This window comes from Micromonospora sp. NPDC002575, assembly GCF_042889525.1.
Taxonomy (GTDB): domain Bacteria; phylum Actinomycetota; class Actinomycetes; order Mycobacteriales; family Micromonosporaceae; genus Micromonospora; species Micromonospora carbonacea.
In genome coordinates, this window is sequence record NZ_JBIARA010000006.1 from 59,961 (window position 1) to 84,264 (window position 24,304).

The 24,304-nt window shown below is 74.4% G+C and carries 25 protein-coding genes; 17 read left to right on the plus strand and 8 right to left on the minus strand.

Annotated features, from left to right (window positions below; translation table 11 throughout):
• Positions 1 to 23 precede the first annotated feature (23 nt).
• A complete protein-coding gene (locus ACFYWL_RS11590) occupies positions 24 to 647 on the plus strand; it encodes an HAD family hydrolase (RefSeq protein ID WP_386970725.1) in 624 nt (207 codons plus the stop codon).
• A 28-nt stretch (positions 648 to 675) separates the two neighbouring features.
• On the plus strand, positions 676 to 1,062 hold the full coding sequence (locus ACFYWL_RS11595) for a cold-shock protein (RefSeq protein ID WP_007074225.1): 387 nt from the start codon (positions 676 to 678) through the stop codon (positions 1,060 to 1,062).
• Here the strand turns inward: ACFYWL_RS11595 and ACFYWL_RS11600 are convergent.
• A complete protein-coding gene (locus tag ACFYWL_RS11600) occupies positions 1,023 to 1,892 on the minus strand; it encodes a 1,4-dihydroxy-6-naphthoate synthase (RefSeq protein ID WP_386970727.1) in 870 nt (289 codons plus the stop codon). The genes ACFYWL_RS11595 and ACFYWL_RS11600 overlap by 40 nt on opposite strands.
• Before the next feature lie 171 nt (positions 1,893 to 2,063).
• Between ACFYWL_RS11600 and ACFYWL_RS11605 the strand changes: the two genes are divergently transcribed.
• From ACFYWL_RS11605 to ACFYWL_RS11615, 3 genes are all read left to right on the plus strand, one after another.
• Entirely contained in the window at positions 2,064 to 2,543 is a 480-nt protein-coding gene (locus ACFYWL_RS11605) for a hypothetical protein (RefSeq protein WP_386970730.1), read from the plus strand.
• 76 nt (positions 2,544 to 2,619) lie between these two features.
• Positions 2,620 to 3,846 carry an MFS transporter gene (locus ACFYWL_RS11610; RefSeq protein ID WP_386970733.1) on the plus strand — a complete coding sequence of 409 codons (1,227 nt, stop codon included), beginning with the start codon at positions 2,620 to 2,622 and terminating at the stop codon, positions 3,844 to 3,846.
• Positions 3,847 to 4,060: 214 nt separating this feature from the next.
• On the plus strand, positions 4,061 to 4,951 hold the full coding sequence (locus ACFYWL_RS11615) for a GNAT family N-acetyltransferase (protein ID WP_386970735.1): 891 nt from the start codon (positions 4,061 to 4,063) through the stop codon (positions 4,949 to 4,951).
• Here ACFYWL_RS11615 and ACFYWL_RS11620 read toward each other — a convergent pair.
• Both ACFYWL_RS11620 and ACFYWL_RS11625 read right to left on the minus strand, forming a co-directional pair.
• Positions 4,948 to 5,655, minus strand: coding sequence for a futalosine hydrolase (locus ACFYWL_RS11620; RefSeq protein WP_386970737.1), 708 nt, complete (start codon positions 5,653 to 5,655; stop codon positions 4,948 to 4,950). The genes ACFYWL_RS11615 and ACFYWL_RS11620 overlap by 4 nt on opposite strands.
• The gene (locus ACFYWL_RS11625) at positions 5,652 to 7,307 is read right to left on the minus strand and encodes an MFS transporter (RefSeq protein ID WP_386970740.1); all 1,656 of its coding nucleotides are present in this window, start codon (positions 7,305 to 7,307) and stop codon (positions 5,652 to 5,654) included. Before ACFYWL_RS11625 ends, ACFYWL_RS11620 begins: the two co-directional genes overlap by 4 nt.
• Before the next feature lie 89 nt (positions 7,308 to 7,396).
• Between ACFYWL_RS11625 and ACFYWL_RS11630 the strand changes: the two genes are divergently transcribed.
• Positions 7,397 to 8,236 (plus strand): DUF3027 domain-containing protein, encoded by an 840-nt coding sequence (locus ACFYWL_RS11630; RefSeq protein WP_386970743.1) that lies wholly within the window; start codon positions 7,397 to 7,399, stop codon positions 8,234 to 8,236.
• A gap of 9 nt (positions 8,237 to 8,245) precedes the next feature.
• On the opposite strand, the gene ACFYWL_RS11635 is transcribed toward ACFYWL_RS11630, so the two are convergent.
• Positions 8,246 to 8,524: a DUF2530 domain-containing protein gene (locus ACFYWL_RS11635; protein ID WP_386970746.1), complete on the minus strand. Its 279-nt coding sequence runs from the start codon at positions 8,522 to 8,524 to the stop codon at positions 8,246 to 8,248.
• 90 nt (positions 8,525 to 8,614) lie between these two features.
• Between ACFYWL_RS11635 and ACFYWL_RS11640 the strand changes: the two genes are divergently transcribed.
• The 5 genes from ACFYWL_RS11640 (at position 8,615) to thpR (ending at position 13,506) form a co-directional block, all read left to right on the plus strand.
• The gene (locus tag ACFYWL_RS11640; RefSeq protein ID WP_386970749.1) at positions 8,615 to 10,093 is read left to right on the plus strand and encodes an NCS2 family permease; all 1,479 of its coding nucleotides are present in this window, start codon (positions 8,615 to 8,617) and stop codon (positions 10,091 to 10,093) included.
• Positions 10,094 to 10,215: 122 nt separating this feature from the next.
• Positions 10,216 to 10,665: a MarR family winged helix-turn-helix transcriptional regulator gene (locus ACFYWL_RS11645; RefSeq protein ID WP_386970751.1), complete on the plus strand. Its 450-nt coding sequence runs from the start codon at positions 10,216 to 10,218 to the stop codon at positions 10,663 to 10,665.
• A gap of 95 nt (positions 10,666 to 10,760) precedes the next feature.
• Positions 10,761 to 12,053: an MFS transporter gene (locus tag ACFYWL_RS11650; RefSeq protein ID WP_386970753.1), complete on the plus strand. Its 1,293-nt coding sequence runs from the start codon at positions 10,761 to 10,763 to the stop codon at positions 12,051 to 12,053.
• Between the two features lie 128 nt (positions 12,054 to 12,181).
• Positions 12,182 to 12,691 (plus strand): hypothetical protein, encoded by a 510-nt coding sequence (locus tag ACFYWL_RS11655; protein WP_386970755.1) that lies wholly within the window; start codon positions 12,182 to 12,184, stop codon positions 12,689 to 12,691.
• 203 nt (positions 12,692 to 12,894) lie between these two features.
• Complete coding sequence (thpR, locus tag ACFYWL_RS11660) at positions 12,895 to 13,506, plus strand: RNA 2',3'-cyclic phosphodiesterase (RefSeq protein WP_386971307.1); 612 nt, start codon at positions 12,895 to 12,897, stop codon at positions 13,504 to 13,506.
• A 144-nt stretch (positions 13,507 to 13,650) separates the two neighbouring features.
• On the opposite strand, the gene ACFYWL_RS11665 is transcribed toward thpR, so the two are convergent.
• From ACFYWL_RS11665 to ACFYWL_RS11680, 4 genes are all read right to left on the minus strand, one after another.
• Positions 13,651 to 14,637, minus strand: coding sequence for an aldo/keto reductase (locus ACFYWL_RS11665; protein ID WP_386970757.1), 987 nt, complete (start codon positions 14,635 to 14,637; stop codon positions 13,651 to 13,653).
• A gap of 79 nt (positions 14,638 to 14,716) precedes the next feature.
• Positions 14,717 to 15,805 carry a septation protein SepH gene (sepH, locus tag ACFYWL_RS11670; protein ID WP_386970759.1) on the minus strand — a complete coding sequence of 363 codons (1,089 nt, stop codon included), beginning with the start codon at positions 15,803 to 15,805 and terminating at the stop codon, positions 14,717 to 14,719.
• Positions 15,806 to 15,991: 186 nt separating this feature from the next.
• On the minus strand, positions 15,992 to 17,119 hold the full coding sequence (gene serC / locus ACFYWL_RS11675; protein WP_386970762.1) for a phosphoserine transaminase: 1,128 nt from the start codon (positions 17,117 to 17,119) through the stop codon (positions 15,992 to 15,994).
• A gap of 412 nt (positions 17,120 to 17,531) precedes the next feature.
• Positions 17,532 to 18,638 carry a citrate synthase 2 gene (locus ACFYWL_RS11680; RefSeq protein WP_077935784.1) on the minus strand — a complete coding sequence of 369 codons (1,107 nt, stop codon included), beginning with the start codon at positions 18,636 to 18,638 and terminating at the stop codon, positions 17,532 to 17,534.
• Positions 18,639 to 18,881: 243 nt separating this feature from the next.
• Between ACFYWL_RS11680 and pdxH the strand changes: the two genes are divergently transcribed.
• The 6 genes from pdxH (at position 18,882) to ACFYWL_RS11710 (ending at position 24,164) form a co-directional block, all read left to right on the plus strand.
• On the plus strand, positions 18,882 to 19,568 hold the full coding sequence (gene pdxH, locus ACFYWL_RS11685; RefSeq protein ID WP_386971310.1) for a pyridoxamine 5'-phosphate oxidase: 687 nt from the start codon (positions 18,882 to 18,884) through the stop codon (positions 19,566 to 19,568).
• Complete coding sequence (locus ACFYWL_RS11690) at positions 19,565 to 20,863, plus strand: MFS transporter (RefSeq protein ID WP_386970765.1); 1,299 nt, start codon at positions 19,565 to 19,567, stop codon at positions 20,861 to 20,863. The genes pdxH and ACFYWL_RS11690 overlap by 4 nt, the downstream gene beginning before the upstream one ends.
• A 48-nt stretch (positions 20,864 to 20,911) precedes the next feature.
• A complete protein-coding gene (locus tag ACFYWL_RS11695) occupies positions 20,912 to 21,844 on the plus strand; it encodes an aldose 1-epimerase family protein (protein WP_386970767.1) in 933 nt (310 codons plus the stop codon).
• A 16-nt stretch (positions 21,845 to 21,860) separates the two neighbouring features.
• Positions 21,861 to 22,463: a nitroreductase family protein gene (locus ACFYWL_RS11700; protein WP_386970769.1), complete on the plus strand. Its 603-nt coding sequence runs from the start codon at positions 21,861 to 21,863 to the stop codon at positions 22,461 to 22,463.
• Positions 22,464 to 22,666: 203 nt separating this feature from the next.
• Positions 22,667 to 22,972 (plus strand): type II toxin-antitoxin system VapB family antitoxin, encoded by a 306-nt coding sequence (locus ACFYWL_RS11705; protein ID WP_043961565.1) that lies wholly within the window; start codon positions 22,667 to 22,669, stop codon positions 22,970 to 22,972.
• A gap of 31 nt (positions 22,973 to 23,003) precedes the next feature.
• A complete protein-coding gene (locus ACFYWL_RS11710) occupies positions 23,004 to 24,164 on the plus strand; it encodes an acyl-CoA dehydrogenase family protein (RefSeq protein ID WP_386970772.1) in 1,161 nt (386 codons plus the stop codon).
• The last annotated feature ends 140 nt before the right edge of the window (positions 24,165 to 24,304 follow it).

Below are 24,304 nucleotides of genomic sequence, written 5' to 3' on the forward strand. Positions count from 1 at the left end.
GCGCGGCCGGGTAGGTTCTCGGCATGCCCCCGCTCACCGTCGGTTTCGACCTCGACATGACCCTCGTCGACTCCCGCCCCGGCATCGCCGCGGCGTACCGGGCGCTGACGGCGCGCACCGGCGTACCCGTGGACGCCGACGCGGCGGTGTCCCGGCTGGGCCCGCCGCTGCGGGTGGAGATCGCCCGCTGGTTCCCGCCCGAGCGGGTCGATTCGGCCGTCGAGGCGTTCCGCGAGCTGTATCCGGCGTACGCGATCACCCCGACCGTGCCGATGCCCGGCGCGGTGGAGGCCATCGCGGCCGTGCACGCCCACGGCGGCCGGGTCGTGGTCGTCACCTCGAAGCTGGGCCGGCTCGCCCGGCTGCACCTGGACCACCTCGGGCTGGCCGTCGACGAGCTGGCCGGCGACCTGTTCGCCGAGGGGAAGGCGACGGCGCTGCGCGCGCACGGCGCGACCCTGTACGTCGGTGACCACACCGCCGACATGGTCGCCGCCGCGGCGGCGGGCGTGCCGGGCGTGGCGGTCGCCACCGGCCCCTGCTCGGCCGAGGAACTGCGCTCGGCCGGGGCCAGCCTGGTCCTGGCCGACCTCACCGGATTCCCGGCGGCGCTCGCCACCATGATCCGGCTAGCCTTGGAGCAGTAGACGTCTCAAGTGAAGCAGGGGTTCTCAGGTGCCGACGGGTCGAGTGAAGTGGTATGACGCGGCCAAGGGATACGGGTTCGTCACCAGCGACGAGGGTGGCGACGTGTTCCTGCCGAAGGGCGCGCTGCCGGCGGGTGTCACCGACCTCAAGGGTGGGCAGCGGGTCGACTTCAGCGTGGTGGACAGCCGCCGGGGCGCCCAGGCGATGGGGGTCAAGCTGCTGGAGGCCCCGCCGTCGGTGGCGGAGCTGCGCCGCCGGCCGGCGGAGGAGCTGCACGGCCTCGTGGAAGACATGATCAAGGTGCTGGAGGCGAAGGTCCAGCCGGACCTGCGGCGGGGGCGGTTCCCCGACAAGAAGACGGCGCAGAAGATCGCTCAGCTGGTCCACGCGGTGGCGCGCGAGCTGGAGGTCTGAGGGCCGGCGGTCCGGGGCACGAGCCCGGCGTCGGCGGCCCGGCCCAGCAGCGCCTCTACGGCGGCGAACCCCGCGTCTCCCAGGTCCGCGGTGAACTCGTTGACGTAGAGGCCGATGTGCCGGTCCACCACGTCGGGCTCCATCTCCTGCGCGTGGGAGAGCACGTATGGCCGGCTGGCCTCCGGGTCGGCCCACGCCTGGCGCACCGACTCGCGGATCCAGCCGGCCGCCTCGACCGGGTCGACCGCGCCCTTGCGGGCGAGGATCGCGCCGAGCGGGATGGGCAGCCCCGTGTCGCCCTCCCACCACTCGCCGAGGTCGACCAGGGCGGTCAGCCCGTGTCGCTGGTAGGTGAACCGGGCCTCGTGGATCACCAGACCGGCGTCGTACCGGCCGGCGGCCACCGCCGGCATGATCTCGTGGAACGGGACCACCTCGATCCGCGCCGGCGGGCGCTCGGCCGACCAGAGCCGGAACAGCAGATACGCCGTGGTCCGGTCCCCGGGCACCGCCACCGTCGCCCCGCCCAGGTCGGCGGCACCGGCCCGCCCGCTGCCGGCCTGGTCGGGCCGGGTCAGCACCAGCGGCCCGCAGCCCCGGCCGAGCGCACCCCCGCAGGGCAACAGGTGGTAGTCCTCCAGCAGCCACGGCAGCGCCGCGTAGCTCACCTTCACCAGGTCGAACGCGCCCCGCTCGGCGGCGGTGTTCGTGACATCCACGTCCGCGTAGGTCACCTCGACGGGCGGCGCGCCGGGCACCCGGCCGTGCACCAGGGCGTCGAAGACGAACGTGTCGTTGGGGCAGGGCGAGATCGCCAGGGTGAGCGTCACGCCCCCACCGTATCCCCGCCCCCGCCACCGGGTTCTCTGCGCCCTGTGGAGCTGATGTCGTGGACGACTCGGCCAGCCGCCGGGTCGCACCGCGCCGGGGTGCCTCGGCCGGCGGCCCGGCACAGGGGAGGAGAGACGCACGCCCTCAGCTTGTCAATCTAACGTTGACACGTGACGATCGAGCTGACGCAGTTGACCGAGGTCGCCGCGGCCCGGGCCCGGCTGGACGAGCGGGAACTGGAACTGATCGACCGAGCGCGCCATGCCGGTGCCACCTGGGCGCGGATCGCGGCGGCCCTCGGCCTCGGCAGCCGGCAGGCTGCGGAGCAGCGCCGGCAGCGTCTGGTGGCCGTGCGGCGGTCGCGGCGACAGGAGCGGGACCTCGGGTACGCGACGCGGATCGCGGCGATCCGGAGCGTGGTTCTGGCGCTTCATCGGTGGATCGAGGCGGACCGACGGTGGGACGTGCGGTTCCGGCGTGCGGCGCTCGTGCGCAAGACGGTGGAGGCGGCGGTCGACGCCGAACCGGGCCCGTTGCACTCGTTGGCGGTGCTGCTGGCGGTGGATCTGACAGACGCCGGAGCCGAACTCCCCGTGTCGGTACGGGCGGTCGCAAGCCGCCTCGACGATCTCTTGTCAACGAAAGCTTGACAGATCCTGAAGGCGTTGCCTCGGCATCACTCAAGGGTGAGGATTTGAGTCGTCTCGACTCAACCCTGGAGGGCCGATGCGCCGTAATGCCGGGCTGTTCGTGGCGATCTCGCTGCTGTCCGGCTTCGGCAGCAGCGCCATGTCGCTGGTCGCCGGAATCTGGCTCCTGGACCTCACGGGATCGACCAGCCGGGCGGCTCTCGCCGGGCTCTGCGTCTATGCCCCCGTCCTCGCCGGTCCCTGGCTGGGGGGCCTGCTCGACCGCGCACCGAGGCGACCGCTGGTCATGGCGGTCAACCTCGCTCTGGCCGCCGTCCTGCTCAGTCTCCTCACGGTCCGGGGGGCGGATCGGGCCTGGCTCATCTACCTGACGTCCTGCGCCTACGGCATCAGCTATGTGCTGATCGACGCGGGCGAGACGGCGTTGCTGCCCGCCGCACTGTCACCTGCGCAACTCGGGAACGTCAACGGCTGGCGGTCCAGTGCCAAGGAGGGAATGAAGCTGGTGGCGCCCCTGGCCGGCGCGGGGCTCTACGCGTGGCGCGGGGGTCACGCGGTCGTTCTGCTCAGCGTGGCGCTGCCGGTTCTGGTTGCCGTCCTGTACGCGGCCGTGCGCCTGCGGCAGCCGCCACCCGACCCGCAGACCGAGCGGCGCCGCGGCTCGGGTGCGGGCCTCACCGTCCTGCTCGCGCAGCGGGCGACGCGCGTCACCGTCGTCCTCGCCGCCGTGTCGATCGCCATGTCCGGCTTCACCACCGCCGCCAACTACGCGGTCGTCACCGAGGAGCTGGACCTACCGGCGACGTTCCTCGGCGTGCTGCTCAGTGCGCAGGGTGCCGGTTCCGTCGTCGGCGGCCTGGGCGTGGGGCGGCTCGTCGCCCGGTGGAGCCCGGTCGCCGTGGCCGTCGCCGGCACGACGCTGTTCGCCTTCAGCTGCCTGGCGCGTTGCCTGCCCTGGTGGCCCGCCATGGTGGCGGCCTCGGTGGTCGCCGGCATCGGCCTGCCCTGGGCCCTGGTCGCCGCGGTGACCGCGGTGCAGACCCACACGCCTGCGGCGATGCTCGGCCGGGTGTCCGGGACGGCCAACACCGCGATGTTCGGTCCGATCGTGCTGGCGATTCCCCTGGGCTCCGCCGCCGTCCACCTCGGGGACCGTGTGACGCTCACCGCAGCCGCCGCGATCTGCCTGGCCACCGCCGTGGGCGGAGCCGTCCGCCCCCTGAATCGGCAGAAGGCCGGGGACGCTTCGGCGGCGGGACTCACCAGCGGCGAGACCGCGCCGTCCCGCACGGCCGCACTCTGACCAGGGCCAAGGTCAATGCCGTGCCGCCCGTGCCGCGACCGTGCGGCCTGCCCACGACAACTGGTTCGGACGCCGGGCGCGATGTCGCAAACGACTCAGCTCCAAAGCGCCCAGAACAAGGTAGCGATCCCCCAACGGGCCGCGTTATCCACAGGTTGTCCACAGCTCGACGAGGGCTGTTGATGGGCGGGTGGGCCGACGGCAGCATCGAGGTGTGGACGAGACGGCGGAACCCTTACCCCTGGGCGGACTGCTCCGCGCGTTGCGCCGTCGGGCGGACCTGAGCCAACGCCAGCTAGCCGAGAGAGCCGGCGTGCCCCAGGCCACGCTCGCGCGGATCGAGTCGGGGCGGGCGGCCGACCCGCACTTCCGGACAGTGGAGCGATTGGTGCGCGCGGCCGGGGGCCGGCTGGTGATCGGTGCACCGGACGCGCATGGGCCCGACGGGTTGCCCGACGGCCCGGTCGCGGTGCCGGGGGTGCCGCACGACGGGCTGCGGGACGAGGCGGGGCGGCGGTACCCGGCGCACCTGGACGCCTGGGAGGTGCACGATCCGAAGGACTGGCCGGGCGCCTGGTGGGCGCAGTGGTGGAAGCTGCCGCCGGAACGGTTCCCGCGGCCGGTGCCGGCGGCCACGTACGAGCTGAGCCGCCGGCACCGGGACCAGCGCCGGTGGGCGGACCGGATCCGCCGCGAGGTCGCGGTGCGCCGCGCGACCGAGGGCGGGCTGCCTGGGACGTGCTGGCGGTTCGTGGCGGAGTTGCCCGACGGCCGCCTGCTCGGTGAGCTACGCGCCCACGAACGCGACCCGCGGTTGCTCTACGGCGACCTGATCGATGCCGGGGAACGGGAGGTCGTGCTGGACGGCGTGCTGGTGGCCGGGGCGTGTCGCCGGCTGGGGATCGGGCGGCGGCTGGTGGAGGAGTTGACCGCGGAGATGGGCCGGGCCGGGATCCGGGTGGCGCACGCCGTGGCCGACTTCGAAGGCGTCGAGCTGCTGAACGCCTGCGGATACCGGATCGAGGGGCGTGGGCACTACGCGATGCGCCTCGACCGTTCGTGGCTCGGTCCTGCGCTCTCTGGCCCGGTGCCGCTCCAGCCCTAGCCCAGCGCCGCCGCGGCGGCCGTGAGGGCGGCGAACGCCTCACGCATCCGCCACGCGCCGCGGTCCCGGGGGCCGATCGGGTTGGAGACGGTGCGCAGCTCCGCGAAGGGCAGGCCGGCCTGGGCGGCGGCGACGGCCACGCCGTACCCCTCCATGGCCTCGGCCACCGCGTCGGGGTGCCGGTCGGCGAGCGCGGCGGTGCTGGCGGCGGTGCCGGTGACCGTGCTGACGGTGAGCACCGCGCCGACCGTGGCCGCCGGCAGGGCCGCACGCAGGGCGGCCAGCAGGCCCGGGTCGGCGGCCACGGCGGTGCCGCCGCCGAGCAGTTCGGGGGGCATGCCGAGCTGGTCCACCGGGATGAAGCCGGCCGGCGACTCGGCACCGAGGTCGGCCGCGACGCTGCGGCTGGCCAGCACCGTCGCGCCGACGGCCGCCCGGCCGACGAAGCCACCGGCGATGCCCGCGCTGACCACGGCCGCGTACGGGCGGCCAGCGGCCTCGGCGAGCGCCAGCAGCCGGGCGGTGGCCGCCCCGGCGACGGCCGGGCCCACGCCCACGGGCACCACGGTCACGGGCACCACGGTCACCTCGGCGACGGCCGGCGAAGCCGCGGGCGGCGCGGCCGTGGGCGGCGACGCGGGCAGGCCGGCGCGGATCGCCTCGGCCTCGGCCGGTACCGCCGTCACCACGAGCAGGCCGGTCACGCCAGGGGCCCTCGGGGCTCCCGGCGGGTCTCCTCGTCGGCCGCGCCCGCGCCGCCGGCACCGGCGACCGCGGAGGAGGGCCGGTAGACGTGGTAGCCGGGCGGGGCGGAGGAGGCGGGCGCGGGCGAGGTGGGGGCGACGTCCGTCACCGGGTCGTGCGCTACCCGGTCGTGCTTGATCGGGTCGTCGGGTGCCGCGCGGTCTCCGGTGGCCGGCTTCCCGGCCGGGTCCTCGACCGGCTCGTCGGCCAGCTCGTCGTCGCCGAGCGGGCGGCCGAGCAGCCGCTGGTCGCGGAGCTTGCCGGCGACGTACGCGCCCCGGGCGGCGGCGAGCACGCCCACGCCGGCGGCCACGGCGATGCCCAGCCGGCCGTCGAACGGGACCAGGCCGAGCGCGCCGCCGGCCACGAAGGCGAGCATCAGCGCCGTCTCCGAGTGGGCGAACGAGCTGGCGCGCAGCCGCTCCGGAATGCGTTCCTGGATGGAGGCGTCGACCGCGAGCTTCGCCACGCCGCTGGCCAGCGTGGCGACCAGGCAGAGCAGGGCCACCATCGGCAGCGAGAACTGGATCGTGGCGAGGACGGCGGTGCCGGCCACGATGATCGTGCTGCTGGACTGGATCGCGGTGGGGCGGTGGATGCGCAGCCGGGTGCCGATCGCGGTGGCCAGGAAGCTGCCCACCGCCAGCGCCCCGCCGACGAGGCCGAGCGCCATCTCCGCGCTCAGCTCGCGCCCGAAGAAGTCGGTGGTCAGGTCGCCCTTCTTCAGCGCGAACGCGAGGAAGAGCAGCAGGAAGCCGTATACGACGCGGAGCAGCGCCGCGCCGAGCAGGCTGGCGATGACGAGGCGGCCGGACGGCCGGCCACGCCCCAGCGGGCGGTCCCCGGCGGCCCGCCGGCCCAGGGAGCGCAGCGGGCGGGGCACCCGCTCGGGCGGCTCGGAGTCGGCCCGGGGCGGAAGCCGCAACGCGATCACCATGCCGACCAGGAAGATCACCGAGGCGACCCGCAGCGGCCACTGCGGCCCGAACCAGAACGCGGCCAGCCCGATCGGGGCGACGAGCGCGCCGGCCACCGTGCCGTAGACGCTGGCCCGCGCGCCGACCTGGGACAGGCCGAGGCCCTCGGGCAGCAGCCGGGGCACGGCCGCCGAGCGGGCCACGCCGTACGCCCGGGAGAGCGCGAGCACCCCGAAGGCCGCCGGGTAGAGGCCGAAGCCGTGCATGTAGTCGGAGATCAGCCAGGCCAGGAAGGCCCGGCCGAGCATGGTGGCGGCGAGCGCGTACCGCCGGCCGTGCCGGAAGTGGTCCAGCAGCGGGCCGACCACCGGCGCGAGCATGGCGAACGGCACCATCGTGACCAGCAGGTAGAGCGCGACCTTGCTGCGCGCCTCGCCGAGGGGGACGTTGAAGAAGATCGTCCCGGCGAGGCCGATCGCGATCAGCGTGTCCCCCGCACAGGAGAGGGCGTGCAGGTCGAACAGGCGCACCATGCCGACCTCACCGCCCGCGCCCCGGGCCCGGGCCGAGCCGGCCTGGCGGGTCATCCAGCGCCCGCCGCGCGCGGAGCCGCGCAGCAGGAGGCGGACGGCACGGATGCCGGTGCCGACGGTCCGCCCCAGCATGGACCTATCGGAGCGGGAGAACAACGGCATGTGCACCATCCTCGCCCATGTACCCCACCCCCGCGCCAGCACCGCCGGAGAACGACCTTGCGGGGAGTGCCTGTTGGTCTTCGTCACCCATGGGGAACAATGGACGGGTGACCAGGCCCGCCTCCGCTCGTGCCGCCCGCCTCGACCAGGTCTGCGCCGCCGCCGTCGAGGTGGCCCGCGACGCCATCACCGAGGTGGAGCCGTCCGACGTCGGCGACCACCTCCAGGCGGTCGCCGAGGCGGACCGGGTCGTCACCCACTACTTCGAGTGCCGGCTGTCCGGCTACCGGGGCTGGCGGTGGGCGGTCACGGTGACCCGGGTGCCGCGCAGCCGCAAGGTCACCGTCTGCGAGACGGTCCTGCTGCCGGGGCCGGACGCGCTGCTCGCGCCGGGCTGGCTGCCCTGGCAGGAGCGGCTCAAGCCGGGCGACCTGGGCCCCGGCGACCTCCTGCCGACCCCGCCCGACGACGAGCGGCTCGCCCCGGGCTACGTCCTGTCCGACGACCCGGCGGTGGAGGAGACCGCCTGGGAGCTGGGCCTCGGCCGGCCGCGGGTGCTGTCCCGGGAGGGGCGCGGCGAGGCCGCGCAGCGCTGGTACGACGGCGACCACGGCCCCTCGGCGCCGATCTCCACCGCCGCCCCGGCCGCCGCCCGCTGCGGCACGTGCGGCTTCTACCTGCCGCTGGCCGGCGCGCTGCGGCAGGCGTTCGGGGCGTGCGGCAACTTCTACGCCCCCGACGACGGCCGGGTGGTCAGCGCCGACCACGGCTGCGGCGCGCACTCGGAGACGCTGGTCGAGACGCCCGAGAGCCCGGTCGACGAGCTGCCCACGGTCTACGACGACAGCGCCGTCGAGGCGGTGGCGGTGAGCCGGGCCCCGGGCTCGGTGGAGGCGACGGAGCCGGGCGAGCCGCACGGCCACCCTTGACCGGAGGGCTCAGCGGCGGGTGTCGGCGGGCTGACCGGCCCGCGCGGCGGCGCGGCGGCGACGGCGGTTGGCGTCGTGACGCATCATCACGGCGAGACCGGGGAAGCCCCAGAGAAAACCGGACAGGCAGATCCAGAGCCAGTCTTGGTGGCCGTGCTCGGTCAGCCAGCCACGGAAGAAGACCAGCAGCACCAGGCCGGCGACCGCCCAGGCGACCAGCCCGGCGACCGCGAACGGCACCATCGGCGGGTCGAGCGGCTCGGGCCGCGGCGGTTGCTCCTGTCGCACGGGGGCAAGCGTACGCGATCAACCTTCCCAGCTGGCCGCGTGATCTGCGACGATGCGCGCACCAGACGGATGATCACCTGCGAGGACCAGATGGCCATTGCGCCGCCGGACAACGGCACTCCACCCGATCCCGCTCACCCCCGCAACGCCTTCGACCGCTTCTTCGAGATCACCGCGCGCGGCTCGACACCGAGCCGGGAGGTGCGGGGCGGCCTGGCGACGTTCTTCACGATGGCGTACATCGTGGTGCTCAACCCGCTGATCATCGGCAGCGCCGTCGACGGCGACGGCAAGAAGCTGGCGATCCCGGCGCTGGCCGCCGCGACGGCGCTCGTCGCGGGCCTGATGACCATCCTGATGGGGGTCGTCGGCCGCTTCCCGATGGCGCTGGCCGCCGGCCTGGGCGTCAACGCGCTGGTGGCGTACGAGATCGCCCCGCAGATGACCTGGGCCGACGCGATGGGCCTGGTGGTGATCGAGGGTGTGCTCATCGCGATCCTGGTGCTCACCGGCCTGCGTACGGCGGTGTTCCGCTCGGTGCCCACGCAGCTCAAGACCGCGATCGGCGTCGGCATCGGCCTCTTCCTGACGATCATCGGACTGGTCGACGCCGGCTTCGTCCGGCGCATCCCGGACGTGGCGAACACGACCGTCCCGGTGGGGTTGGGCATCGGCGGCAAGATCGTGAGCTGGCCGATGCTGGTCTTCGTGGTGGGCCTGCTGGTCACGATCGTGCTGGTGGTGCGCCGGGTACGCGGCGCGATCCTGATCGGCATCCTCGCCTCGACAGTGCTGGCGATCGTCGTGGAGGCGGTGGCGAACGTCGGCCCGTCCTTCGTCAACGGCAAGCCCAACCCCAAGGGCTGGTCGCTGAACGTGCCGGAGCTGCCGAAGACGGTCGTGGACGTGCCCGACCTGTCGCTGCTGGGCAACTTCAACGTGCTGGACTCGTGGACCCGGGTCGGCTGGCTGGTGCCGCTGATGTTCGTCTTCACGCTGCTGATCACGGACTTCTTCGACACGATGGGCACGATGGTCGCGATCGGCCAGGAGGGGAGCATGCTCGACGAGCGGGGCACCCCGCCGCGGGCCAAGGAGATCCTGCTGGTCGACTCGATCGCCGCGGCGGCGGGGGGCGCGGCGAGCGTCTCCAGCAACACGTCGTACATCGAGAGCGCCGCCGGTGTCGCGGAGGGCGCCCGCACGGGCGCGGCCAACCTGGTCACGGGCGCGCTGTTCCTGCTGGCGATGTTCCTCGCGCCGCTGGCGGTGGTGGTGCCGTTCGAGGCGGCGTCGACGGCGCTGGTGGTGGTCGGCTTCCTGATGATGACGGCGGTGCGGACGATCGACTGGACCGACTACGAGATCGCGATCCCGGCGTTCCTCACGATCACCCTGATGCCGTTCACGTACTCGATCTCGAACGGCATCGGCGCGGGCGTCATCACGTACGTCGTGGTGAAGCTGGCGAAGGGCAAGGCCCGCGAGGTCCACCCCCTGCTGTACGCGGTGGCGGCGCTGTTCGTCCTGTACTTCCTGCGCGGGCCGATCGAGTCGGTCGTACTCTGACGCACCACGTGCCCGGGGGTCGGGGTGCCGGTCCGGTACCCCGACTCCCGGGGCGCACACCACCTGGTGAGCATGGTCATATCGGCTGTCGTTAGCCAGGCTCATTAGTTAGGCTAACTATCGTGACGGAGCGGACGGTGACGGCGAGACGCGTGCCACCGGCGCAGCTGGCTCCCCAGTTGCGTGATGCGATCACCCGGCTCAACCGGCGGGTCCGACAGGCCCGACCGGTCGGCGACCTGACGGTCACCCAGCTCTCCGCGCTCACCAGCCTCGTGCTGGCGGGCGCGCTGACGCCCCGGGAGCTGGCCGACGTCGAACGGGTGCAGCCGCCGACGATGACCAAGATCGTCGCGAAGCTGGAGGAGCGCGGCCTCGTGGGCCGCACCCCCCACCCGACCGACGGCCGGCAGGTCATCCTCTCGGCGACCGAGGGCGGCCGGGCCGTGCTCGACCAGTTCGAGCGGGCCCGCAACGAGTGGCTGGCCCGCCGGCTGGCCGAGCTGCCCGAGACCGACCGGGAGACCCTGCAACGGGCCGCCGAGATCCTTCAGCAGCTCGCCCGCGCCTGAGTCGCGCCCGCGCCCCACCGGGCGCCGGGCGTCGCCGCCGGGTCCGCGCCGTCCGCCGTCGATGAGGCGTACGAACGCGAGGAGGCGCATCCAGGGTGCAGGCGAAGCTGAGCACGATGTTCCAGTCACTGCAGGTCCGCAACTACCGGCTCTTCGCGTCCGGGCAGCTGATCAAACTGATCGGCGTCTGGATGATGTTCATCGCCCAGGACTGGCTCGTCCTCGAACTCTCCGACGACTCCGCCACCGCCCTCGGCGTGGTCACCGCCCTCCAGTTCACCCCGGTGCTGCTGCTCACCCTGCTCTCCGGGCGGCTCGCCGACCGGTACGACAAGCGCCTGCTCCTCTTCGTCGCGAACGCGTTCTGGACGGTGCTGTCGTTCGGGATGAGCCTGCTGGTGCTCACCGGCCTCGTCCGGCTCTGGCACGTCTTCGTCTTCGCCGCCCTGCTCGGCGTCGCCAACGCGGTGGAGACCCCCGTGCGGCAGGCGTTCGTCTCCGAGCTCGTCGGCACGTCGCTGCTGCCCAACGCGCTGTCGCTCAACGCTGCCGTGTTCAACTCGGCCCGCATCGTCGGCCCCGCCGTCGCCGGCCTGGCCATCGCCGCCGTCGACGTCGGCCCGGTCTTCCTGTTCACCGCGCTCAGCTCGCTGGGGCCGCTGGCCACCGTGATCCGGATGCGCCCCGCCGAGCTGCACCGCAAGGACCTCCTCCCGGTCGCCGAGCGGGACTCCGCCCGCGTCGTCGACGGCCTGCGCTACGTCGCCCGCCGCCCCGACCTGCTGCTGCCGATGGCCGTGATGTCGGTGATCGGGATGAGCCTGTTCAACTTCCAGCTCACCCTCGCCGCCCTGGCCAAGACCGTGTTCAACACCGGCGCAGCCTCGTTCGGCCTGTTCAGCACGGCGCTGGCCGTCGGCGCGCTCGCCGGGGCGCTGGCCGGCACCGGGCGGCGCAGCCGCCCCTCGGTGTGGCTGGTGCTCGGCGCGGCGGTCGGGTGCGCCGTCTTCGGCACCCTGGTCGGGCTCGCCCCGGCGTACTGGATGGTGGTGGCGCTGCTGCTGCCCGCCGGGTTCTTCATGGTCTTCTTCGCCCAGTCCGCGAACCAGCGGGTGCAGCTCGGCACCGACGCCGCGTTCCGGGGCCGGGTCATGGCGCTGTGGGTGCTGGTGTTCCTCGGCACCAACCCGGTCGGCGCACCGATCATCGGCTGGGTGGCCGAGCGGTTCGGCGCGGGGGCGAGCATCTGGATCGGCGGGCTGATCTCGCTGGCCACCGCCCTGCTGGCGCTCACCTGGCAGCTGCGCCGCTCGGGCGCCCGGCTGCGCCTGCGGGTGCTCCCGTCCCCCCGCTTCTACGTCGTGGAGCAAGGAGGGGCCCCCTGTTAACGCTTTCTGTATAGCAGGGGCCCCTTCTTAACCCCGCTGGGCGGCTCCCGGCGGATGCCGGGAAATTGAGCTTGATGAATGTCAACAAACCGGTGGCGGTGAGGCTCGCGGGGGCATAGCGTCGATACGTGGAGGTAGGCCGAGCGATGCTCCTTGCCCTGGCGTTCGTCGCTGTCGCGAGTCTTCCGGTCGCCTTTGCGCTGGTGTTCTGCGCCGACGAGATCATCGACCGGGTCGCCTGCGGCTACGCCGAGTGGCGCGAACGCCGCCGGGAACGCCGCACCATCGCCCGGCTGAACCGGGCCGTCGACGCCGAGGGGCTGACCCGGGGCATCGACCTCACCGAGTTCGACCGGGAGGACCGCCGGTCCCTCCAACAGATCGCCGCCGACCTGCACCGGTTCGCCGGGCACCGGGTCAACCCGGGCGGCCGGGCGGTGATCTGGCACGCCGCCGTCGTCGACGCGTACGACGAGCACCTGCGGGCCGCCTGCCGCTGCCTCGGGCTCCCCGAGCACCTGGGCGAGCTGGAGGGCGTCGACCGGCAGATCGAGCGGGTCCGGGTCGAGGGGATGCTGCACGCCGCCGGCCTCACCCTGCCCGCCGCCCGCCCCCGGCACCGCCAGCGGCACCGCTGACGGCCGCCGAGCCCCCGGTGACCGGCACCGCCGACGGCAGCCGCGGCACCATCGCCGCCGACGGCAGCCGCGGCACCATCGCCGCCGACGGCAGCCGTGGCATCGCCGCCGACGGCAGCCGTGGCACCATCGCCGACGGTCCGGCCCAGCCGCTGACAGCACGCGGCGCACCGGTGACCGGCGCGGTCGTGCCCAGCGCCGGCATGCGGCTCTTCGCCGGGGTGTTCCCGCCGCCCGAGGCCGTCGCCGACCTGAGCGCCGAGGTGGCCCGGCTCCGGGTCGGGCGCGCGGCGGCGGCCGGCACCAACGTCAGGCTCGCCGACCCGGCGCGGGCGCACCTCACCGTCGCCTTCCTCGGCCAGGTCGACGCCAGCCGCCTCGTCGACGTCGAGAGCGCCCTCGGCATCGCCGCCGAGACGTTCCGCACCCGCGACCTGCCGGCGGCCGAACGACCGGCGGGCGGCCGGACCGGGCCGGCCGTGCTGCGGCTCGGCGGCGGGGGCAGCTTCGGCCAGGGCCGGTTCACGGTCCTCTGGGCGGACGTGCACGGCGACGTCGAGGCGTTGCGCGTCCTGGCCCGGCTCGTCCGGGCGGGGCTGCGCAGGTGGCGGCTGCCGTACGACGAGAAGCCGTTCACCCCGCACCTCACCATCGCCCGCCCCGGCGACCGGATCGACCGCGCCGACGTGGCCGCCGACCGGGCGGCCCTGCACGACTACCTGGGGCCGCCGTGGCCGGCCACCGAGCTGGTGCTGGTCCGCAGCCACCAGGGCCCGAAGCCGACGTACGACCGGGTGGCCGCCTGGCCGATCTGACCGGCCCGGGCGGGCCGGGTGACGGCCCGCCATGTCGGCGACATGGCGGTATCCCTGGGGCGGGAAGCCGCCATGTCGCCGACATCGCGACGCGCGCCGGGGCGACGCCGCGCGCCCAGCGACGGCGCCCGGCCGGCGAAGGCCCTACCAGGCCCACGCCTCCGGGCCTGGGCCGCCCTTGCCCACCGGCGGGAACAGCTCGTCGAGCCGGGTCAGCGCCGCCTCGTCGAGCCGGACGTCCAGCGCGCCCAGCGACCGGTCGAGCTGGTCGATGGTGCGCGGGCCGATGATCGGGGCAGTCACCCCGGGCCGGGAGAGCAGCCAGCCGAGCGCCACGTCCGCCGGGTCGTGGCCGAGGTCGGAGCAGAACTTCTCGTACGCCTCGATGGTCGGCCGGTGCTCGGCCAGGCTCTCGGCGGCGCGGCCCGAGGCGCTGCGGGCGGCCCCGCCCTCGGCCATCTTGCGCAGGGCTCCCGACAGCAGCCCGCCGTGCAGCGGGGACCACGGGATGATGCCGAGGCCGTAGTGCTGGGCGGCCGGCACCACCTCCAGCTCGACGGCCCGGGTCAGCAGGTTGTAGATGGACTGCTCGGAGACGAGGCCGAGGAAGTTGCGCCGCTCCGCCGCCGCCTGCGCCTGCCCGATGTGCCAACCGGCGAAGTTGGACGATCCGACGTAGACGACCTTGCCCTGGGCGACCAGGGTCTCCATCGCCTGCCAGATCTCCTCCCACGGGGTGGCCCGGGAGACGTGGTGCATCTGGTAGAGGTCGATGACGTCGGTCTGGAGCCGGCGCAGCGAGTCCTCGCAGGCCCGGATGATGTGCCGGGCGGACAGGCCCTGCTCGTTGGGCCAGTCGCCCATCTTGCCGTAGACCTTGGTGGCCAGCACCACCTTCTCGCGCCGCCCGCCACCCTGGGCGAACCAGCGGCCGATGATCTGCTCGGTGATGCCCTCGCCGGTCTGCCAGCCGTACACGTTGGCGGTGTCGAAGAAGTTGATGCCGTGCTCGATCGCCCGGTCCATGACGGCGAAGCTGTCCGGCTCGCTGGTCTGCGGCCCGAAGTTCATCGTGCCGAGGCAGAGCCGGCTCACCGACAGACCGGTGCGTCCCAGATTCGTGTACTCCATACGCACCACCCTGCCACGCCGGGACGCCGAGCGCGCCTCGCCGTGGCAGGGTCGGCGCGCCGCCCGGCGGGCGGGTGGATCAGGAGGACTCGCGGGCGGCCGGGCCGCTGCCGAACAGCACGTCGTCCCAGCTCGGCAGGCGCTTGCGCGGCTTGCCGGAGGCGTCGGTGGCCTCGCCGCCGGAGGCCGCCGCGGCAGCGCCCGTGCGGCGGGGCCGGAGCACCGCCAGCGACGGCACGGCCGGGACCTCCTTCGGCGCGTCCGAGTCGTCGTCGAACGCGGAGCCCTGGCCGCCGCCGAGCAGGGCCGCCGCCCCGCCGGCGACCGGCCGCTGCCGGGGCGCGTCCGACCCGGCCAGCGCCGCCGGCGTACGCGGCTCCAGGCCCCGGCCGGACGTCGAGCCGAGCGGCCGGTCCAGGGAGGCGAGCAGGGCGTCCCGCCCGGCGCGGATCGGGTCCCGCCCCGGGCGGCTGTGCTCGCCGGCCGCCGCGGGCAGCCCGTGCCCGCCCCGGCTCGGCTCGCCGCGCGACGGGCCGGGCAGCGCGTGGCCGCCGCGCTCCGGGGCCGGCTCCTGGCCGAGGATCGGCGTGGGGCGCTCGGCGCACAGGTATTGCGCCATGTCGTCGTGCGGGACGACGTGCTGGCGGGTCTTGTCCAGGTCCCATACCGCCTGCGCGGTGGCCTTGCCCGACGGCCAGGTGGCGATGATCCGCCAGGTGCCGTCGTCGCGCCGGTAGGCGTCCCAGGAGATCTTCTCGGTGTCGATCCCGTGCTGGGCGAGCCGGCCGTTGACCACCTCGGCCAGCGGGGTCGGCTTCTCCGCGCCCTTGAGCCGGGTGCGCCGGGCGTGCTGGGCGAGCATCGCCCGCTCCTGGAGCACCGGGCCCGCGTAGCGCAGCACGCGGTCGACCGGGACGCCCGCGACGCGCGCCACGTCCTCGGCGGACTCGCCGGAGCGGATCTTGGCCTGGATGTCGCGCGGGGACAGCGACGGCAGGGGGTGGTCGGTGGTGTTCGGCACCACGGCGAGCGGGGGTGCGCCCGGCTCGGCGTGCAGGGCGCCGGCGATCCGCTCGTCGATGGGCAGGGCGAGCAGCCGCCCGACCTCGTCGGCGAGCACCAGAGCCTGGCCGTCCTCGGAGAGGGCGACGAAGCGTACTGGGCGCATGAGCGTTGCCTCCGTCCCGCTTCGCTGGCCGCACGCCACGGGTCGGCCACCCGGGCGTCCCGCACCACGGTACGCCCATCCGCAACCACGTGGGGGATGCGACACCCGCATGTCGCGGATGAGCTGCGAAGATGATCACACTGGGTGGCCGGCGGCGCTGCCGTGGCCACCCAGTGTGACGATGCCTCAGAGCCGCTCGACCACGTAGTCGATCGAGGCGGTCAGCGCCTCCACGTCGGCCGGCTCGACGGCCGGGTAGAGCGCGATCCGGAGCTGGTTGCGGCCCAGCTTCCGGTAGGGCTCGGTGTCGACGATGCCGTTGGCCCGCAGCGCCTTGGCGATCGCCGCCGCGTCCACCCCGTCGGCGAAGTCGATCGTGGCGACCACGTTGGAGCGCAGCGCCGGGTCGGTGACGAACGGGGTCGCCACGGCGGAGCGCTCGGCCCAGCCGTACACGATGCCGGCGCTCTCGGCCGTGCGCTTGGCCGCCCAGGCCAGGCCGCCCTGCTCGTTCATCCAGTCGGTCTGCTCGGCGGCCAGGAAGATGGTGGCCAGCGCCGGGGTGTTGTAGGTCTGCTCCAGCCGCGAGTTGTCGATTGCGGTGACCAGGTCGAGGAAGGCCGGGATGTAGCGGCCCGACGCCTTGATCTCGGCGGCCCGGTCGAGGGCGGCCGGCGACATCAGGGCCAGCCAGAGGCCGCCGTCGGAGGCGAAGCACTTCTGCGGGGCGAAGTAGTAGACGTCGGTCTCGGCGACGTCCACCGCCAGGCCGCCGGCCGCCGAGGTCGCGTCGACCAGCAGCAGCGCGCCCTCGTCGGCACCGGCGACCCGGTTGATCGGCACCGCGACGCCGGTGGAGGTCTCGTTCTGCGGCAGCCCGTACGCGTCGACGCCGGCCTCGGCGACGAGCGCCGGGGCGCTGCCCGGCTCGGCCTTGCGCACGGTGGGCTCGCCGAGGAAGGGCGCGTCCTTGACCGACTTGACGAACTTCGCGCCGAACTCGCCGAAGCTGGCGAACTGCGCCCGGTCCCGGATCAGGCCGAACGTCGCGACCTCCCAGAAGGCCGTGGTGCCGCCGTTGCCGAGGACCACCTCGTAGCCCTCGGGGAGGGAGTAGAACTCGGCGATGCCGCGCCGCAGCCGGGCGACCTGGTCGCGGACGGTCTTCTGCCGGTGCGAGGTGCCCAGGAAGCCCGTCGCCGCGTCGGCGAGGGCGGAGACGGCCGCCGGACGGACCTTGGACGGCCCGCAGCCGAACCGCCCGTCGGCGGGCTTGATGTCGTCGGGAATCCGGATGGTCGGTGCGTCAGCCACGGTTGTCGAGATCCTTCCGCGTGGGCGGGGCCCGGTCACAGGTGGTGGTCGGGCGCGGAGGACGGGCGCGTGCGCGGGGCGCACGGGCGGCCGGATCCGAGCCCGGTCCGGCGGCACTGCCGAGCCCCCATCCTCGCACCCGGGCCGGCCCCGACACCCGGCGGTCCCGCCGCCGGAGCTGAGGCGTCTGACACATCCGCCCGGCTGCGTCGCCACCCCACCCTCGGTCACGCGCCGCGCGGGGCCGGCCGGACCCCGTGGTACGCGGAGGGGCCCCGCCGAACCGGCGGGGCCCCTTCCGTCGTCGCGTCGACGGGTGGATCGGGCGGGCGTCGCGCACCCAGGTGGCGGGGTGTTAACAGGGGGCCCGTGCTATGCAGAAAGCGTTAACAGGGTGCCCTTCCTTGCACTGCTACACGCCGTGCGGGATGGCGTCCCAGCCCTCGACCTGCTGCGGCTTGCGGCTGCCCGGCCCGACGTACCGGGCGGACGGGCGGACCAGCCGCTGGAGCTTCTTCTGCTCCAGGATGTGCGCGCTCCAGCCGCCCATCCGGGCGCAGGTGAACATCGAGGTGAACATGTGCGCGGGCACCTCGGCGAAGTCGAGCACCACGGCCGACCAGAACTCGACGTTCGTGGCGAGCACCCGGTCCGGGCGGCGGGCCTGCAGCTCGGCCAGAGCCGCCTTCTCCAGCGCCTCGGCGATCTCGAAGCGCGGCGCGCCCAGCTCCTTGGCGGTGCGGCGCAGCACGCGGGCGCGCGGGTCCTCGGCCCGGTAGACCCGGTGGCCGAAGCCCATCAGCCGCTCGCCCCGGTCGAGGACGCCCTTGACGTACCCCTCGGCGTCGCCGCTGCGCTCGACGGCCTCCAGCATGCTGAGCACCCGCGACGGCGCGCCGCCGTGCAGCGGGCCGGAGAGCGCGCCGATGCCGGAGGAGATGCAGGCGGCGGCGTCCGCGCCGGTGGAGGCGACGATCCGGGCGGTGAAGGTGGAGGCGTTCAGGCCGTGCTCGGCGGCCGAGATGAAGTAGGCGTCGACGGCCTTGACGTGGCGGGGGTCGGGCTCGCCGCGCCAGCGCTTCATGAAGCGCTCGACGATCGTCTCCGCCTTGTCGATCTCCTTCTGCGGCACCGCCGGCAGGCCCAGGCCCCGCGCGGACTGGGCGACGAAGGAGAGCGCGGTGACCGACACCCGGGCGAGGTCCTCGCGGGCCTGGGAGTCGGAGATGTCGAGGAGCTGGCTGAGCCCCCAGTACGGGGCGAGCATCGCGACGGCGGACTGCACGTCGACCCGGATGTCGCCGGAGTGCACCGGCACCGGGAACGGCTCGGCCGGCGGCAGGCCCGGGCCGAACCGGCCGTCGACCAGCAGCGCCCAGACGTTGCCGAAGGAGACCTGACCGATCAGATCCTCGATGTCCACGCCGCGGTAGCGCAGCGCGCCACCCTCGCGGTCGGGCTCGGCGATCTCGGTCTCGAAGGCTACGACGCCCTCCAGGCCCGGTTTGAAGTCGGCCATTCTTACTCCTGGATCTGCTCGATGCGCCCGCCTGGGCTCATCCGGCCCGGCCGGCCGAGCGCCTTAGGCGACCCTCAGGGACGTGTTCGTGACATCTTGCCTGGTGGGTAACCGGCTGCGCGACCCGCTGCGACTGTGCTGCACGCGACATCCCCGCCGGTAGACAAGCGGGCCGGGTCGATGAGACTGGGCGGTAGGGGCTGGCCAGCGTCGCCGAGGGTGACGGGGCCACCGAAGGGGAGGATAGCTGTGACGGGTGACACACCCAGCCCGGCCGGCATGCGTAACGAGTACGCCGCCGACCTGGGCCTTTCCGAGGCGGATCTGGCCGCCGACTGGCACGCCCAGTTCGCCCGCTGGTTCGCCGACGCGGTCGCGTCCGGCCTGCCCGAGCCGAACGCGATGGTGCTCGGCACCGCCGACGCCGCCGGCCGCCCCAGCGGGCGCACCGTCCTGCTCAAGGGCTACGACGCGCAGGGCTTCGTCCTGTTCACCAACCTCGGCTCGCGCAAGGGCACGGAGGCGCTGGCCAACCCGTACGCCAGCCTGGTCTTTCCGTGGTTTCCCCGCCAGCGGCAGGTGGTGGTCGCCGGGCGGATCGAGCCCGTCGACCGGGCCGAGACCGAGGCGTACTTCGCCAGCCGGCCGCGCGGCTCGCAGCTCGGCGCGTGGGCCAGCGAGCAGTCGCGGGTGATCGGCGACCGGGCCGCGCTGGACGCCGGCTACCGGGCGGCGGCCGAGCGGTTCGCCGACGTGGACCGGGTGCCCGCGCCCCCGCACTGGGGCGGCCTGCGGGTGCGCCCCGAGACGGTGGAGTTCTGGCAGGGCCGGGCCAGCCGGCTGCACGACCGGCTGCGGTTCCGCCGCACCGCGCCCGACCCCGGCCCGGCCGACGACGGCCGGTGGGTCGTGGAGCGGCTCGCCCCGTGACCGCCGTCAAGGAGACCCGGCCGCGCGGGGCGCGCCGCTGGGCGATCGACCTGCGCCCGCTGCGGGTGCCCGTCTACCGGCGGATCTGGGTCGGCAACAGCGTCGCGATGCTCGGCTTCCAGTTCACGGCCGTGGCCGTGCCGGTGGAGATGTTCGCGTTGACCCGGGACTCGTTCTGGGTCGGGCTGCTCGGCGTGGCCGCGTTCCTGCCGCTGCTGGTCTTCGGGCTGTGGGGCGGCGCGGTCGCGGACGCCCGCGACCGGCGCGCGGTGCTGCTGGTCAGCCAGGCGGTGCTCTGGGCGTCGATGGTGGGGCTGCTGGCCCAGGCCGTGTTCCGGGTGGGCAGCCCGGTGCTGCTGCTGGTCCTGGTGGCGTTGCAGTCGGTCGGCTTCGCGGTCAGCGGGGCGGCCCGCACCGCGAGCATCCCCCGGCTCGTCCCGGCCGAGCTGGTCCCGGCCGCGAGCACCCTGAACTTCACCACCCACACCGCCGCGTCCGTGCTGGGGCCGCTGCTGGCCGGGCTGATCTTCGCGGCCTGGGAGGTCGGGGTCGCGCTGCCCATCGCGTACGCCGTGGACACGGTCTTCTTCACGGCGGCGGTCTGGGCGACGCTGCGGATGCCGGCGCTGCCGCCGGAGCCGGACCCCGACGGCGACGGCTCGCCCCGCAAGGCAGGGCTGGCCAGCGTCGTCGACGGGCTGCGCTACCTGGCCACCACGCCGGTGCTGCTGCTCTCCTTCGCCATCGACCTCGTCGCGATGGTGCTGGCGATGCCCCGGGCCCTGTTCCCCGAGATCGCCGAGGAACGCTTCGGCGGCGGCGCGGCCGTCGGCTGGCTGTTCAGCGCCATCGCCATCGGGTCGATGCTCGGTGGGCTCACCTCCGGCTGGATCGGCCGGCTCCACCGGCAGGGAGTGGCGCTGGTGTGCGCCGTCGTCGGCTGGGGGCTGGCCATCGCCGCCGCCGGGCTGGCCCGCCAGCTCTGGCTGGTGGTCGGGCTGCTCGCCGTGGCCGGCGCGGCCGACCTGGTCAGCGCCGTGCTGCGGCAGACGATGCTGCTGGTGCACGCGCCGGACCGGATGCGGGGCCGGCTCCAGGGCGTCAACACGGTGGTGGTGGCGGGCGGGCCCCGCCTCGGCGACCTGCGGGCGGGCGCGACGGCCGCCGGCTTCGGCACCGGCGTCGCCTGGGTCGGCGGCGGCCTCGCCGCGGCGGTGCTCGCGGTGCTGCTGGCGGCCGTCTTCCCGGCCCTGGTGCGCTACCGGGCGGGCGTCGCCTCCGGGGCGCGGCCATGACCGACAGCCGCACCCCGTGTGCCGAGGTGACCGACTAAGGTCACCGGCATGCAGAACGCCGCACCCCGCCCGCCGTCAGGCACCCAGTGGACCATTTCCGCCGCCGGCCACGAGGCTGTGCTCGTCGAGGTCGGCGGCGGCCTGCGGACGTACCGGCACGACGGCGTCGACTACGTCGACGGGTTCGCCGCCGACGAGCTCTGCCCCGGCGGGGCCGGGCAGGTGCTGGCCCCCTGGCCGAACCGGATCCGCGACGGCCAGTACGCCTTCGGCGGCCGGGAGTTCCAGCTCACGCTGACCGAGCCGAGCCGGGGCGCGGCCCTGCACGGCCTGGTCAACTGGGTGCCGTGGCACCTCGTCGAGCGGTCCGACGACGCGGTGACCCTCGGCTACGACCTGCCCCCGCAGCCGGGCTACCCGTGGGCGCTGCGGCTGCGCAACCGATACTCGGTCGGCCCCGGCGGCCTGCGCATCGACCACGAGGCCACCAACGTCGGCGGGGAGCCCTGCCCGTTCGGCTTCTCGATGCACCCCTACCTGCAACTGCCCGGGGTGGCGGTGGACGACCTCGCCCTGCGGGTGCCGGCGAAGCTGCGGGTGCAGGTGGACGGGCGGCTGCTGCCGGTCGGGGCGACCCCGGTCGCCGGCACCGAATACGACTACACCAGCCCCCGGCGGATCGGCCACGCGGTGCTCGACACGGCGTTCGGCGACGTGGTCCGCGACGCCGACGGCGGCTCCTCGGTGACCCTGGCCGCCCCGGACGACGCGGCGGCCGTCACCGTCTGGGCGGACCGCGAGTTCGGCTGGTGGCAGGTCTTCTCCGGGGACACCCTCACCGGCGAGCGGCACCGCCGCTCGGTGGCGATCGAGCCGATGACCTGCCCGCCGGACGCGTACCGCTCGGGCAAGGACGTGATCACCCTGGAGCCGGGGGACACCTGGCGGGGCACCATGGGCATCCGGCCCGGGGCCCGGTAGCAGCGGGGCGGGCGGCGTGGAGTTCGCCGAGGTGCTCCGGCGACGCCGGATGGTGCGCAACTACGACCCGGACCGCCCCGTCCCGCCGGAGGTGGTGCAGCGGCTGCTCGACCACGCCGTGCGGGCCCCGTCGGCCGGGTTCGCCCAGGGCTGGGGGTTCCTGGTGCTGGAGGAGCCGGCGGACCGGGAACGGTTCTGGGCGGCGACCACCCCGGACGGCGGCGGGCGCGAGCGGTGGCTGGCCGGGATGCGGCGGGCCCCGCTGATCGTCGTGCCGCACGCCAACCGCTCGGCGTACCTCGACCGGTACGCCGAGCCGGACAAGGGCTGGACGGACCGCGCGCAGGAGCGCTGGCCGGTGCCGTACTGGTATGTCGACGCCGGTTTCGCCGCCCTGCTGATGCTGCTCACCGCCGTGGACGAGGGGCTGGGCGCATGTTTCTTCGGCATCCCGCCGCAGCGCACGCAGGCGTACCGGGAGGCGTTCGGGGTGCCGGCGGAGTTCGACCCGGTCGGCGCGCTCACCGTCGGCTACCGGGCGCCGGACCACCCGTCGCCGTCGCTGCGGCGGGGGCGTCGCCCGGTCGACGAGGTGGTCCGGCGGGGGCGCTGGAGCTGACGCCGGGGGCGTCGGCGGCCCGGCCCGGCGGCGCCTGGCGGGTTGACCAACGGTGGTCGCGAAAGCGACATGAGGGAGTAAAACGCGGTGTGGCGGGGGCGGCTACGCTGGCACGGTCATCGGTGCCGTGCCGCGCGGCGCCACGCCGCGATCCGACCCGGCGCGGTGGGTCGGAACGGTGAGGGGGAGGGGAGCGTGCCGTCGTGATCTTCAGAGCGGTCCGGGACGGGCGTCCCTATCCGGAGCACAATCTGACGCTCAAGCAGTGGGCGGAGATCCCGCCGCGTCCGCTGCGGCTGGACCAGTTGATCACCACCAAGCGCGAGCTGGCGTTGGACAAGCTGCTCGCCGAGGACTCCACCTTCTACGGGGACCTGTTCCCCCACGTGGTGCAGTGGAACAGCGGGCTCTACCTGGAGGACGGGCTGCACCGGGCGCTGCGCGCCGCCCTCCAGCAGCGCAACCAGATCCACGCCCGGGTGCTGGTGCTGGCCGGTCAGCACGAGTGACCCGCTCCTGAGGCTTCGTTAGGGTGACGGGATGACTCCTGTCGACCTGCTGGACCTGGACTCCCTCCTCGACGACGAGGAACGCCAGATCCGGTCCGTCGTGCGCCGGCTCGTCGACGACCGGGTTCGGCCGCACGTAGCCGACTGGTACGAGCGGGGCGAGGTGCCGGCCCGCGAGCTGGCCCGGGAGTTCGGCCGGCTCGGCCTGCTCGGCATGCACCTGACCGGGTACGGCTGCGCCGGCTCCACCGCCGTGGCATACGGGCTGGCCTGCCTGGAGCTGGAGGCCGGCGACTCCGGCGTGCGGTCCCTGGTCTCGGTGCAGGGCTCGCTGGCCATGTACGCGATCTGGCGCTACGGCAGCGAGGAGCAGAAGCGGCGCTGGCTGCCCCCGATGGCGGCCGGCGAGGCGATCGGCTGCTTCGGGCTGACCGAGCCCGACCACGGCTCCGACCCGGCGTCGATGGCCACCCGCGCCCGCCGCGACGGCGACGACTGGCTGCTGCACGGCGGCAAGATGTGGATCACCAACGCGCCGGTCGCCGACGTCGCCGTGATCTGGGCCCGCGCCGAGGAGGGGGTGCGCGGATTCGCCGTACCCCTGGACACGCCCGGGGTGTCGGTGCGCGAGATCCGCCGCAAGATGTCGCTGCGCGCCTCCGTCACCGGCGAGATCGCGCTCGACGACGTCCGGCTCCCGGCGGACGCGCTGCTGCCCGGCGCGGCCGGGCTCAAGGCCCCGCTGAGCTGCCTCACCGAGGCCCGCCACGGCATCGTCTGGGGCGCGCTCGGCGCGGCCCGCGACTGCCTGGAGACCACCCTGGCGTACGCGACCACGCGCACCCAGTTCGGCCGGCCGATCGCCGGCTTCCAGCTCACCCAGGCCAAGCTCGCCGACATGGCCGTCGAGTGGCAGAAGGGCTTCCTGCTGGCGCTGCACCTGGGTCGGCTCGCCGACGCCGGGAGGCTGCGGCCCGAGCAGGTCAGCGTCGGCAAGCTGAACAACGTGCGGGAGGCGCTGGCCATCGCCCGGCAGTGCCGCACCATCCTCGGCGCGAACGGCGTCTCGGGGGAGTACCCGATCATGCGGCACGCCAACAACCTGGAGAGCGTACTCACCTACGAGGGCACCTCCGAGATCCACCAGCTCGTCGTCGGGCAGCGGCTGACGGGGCTCAGCGCGTTCGCCTGACTGCCCTGCGGGGTGGGGGTTTGCCTGACTGCCCTGCGGGGTGGGGGTTTGCCTGACTGCCCTGCGGGGTGGGGGTTCGCCGGATTGCCCTGCGGGGTGGGGGTTCGCCGGGGCCCGCCCGCTCCGGGCGGTCAGGCTTG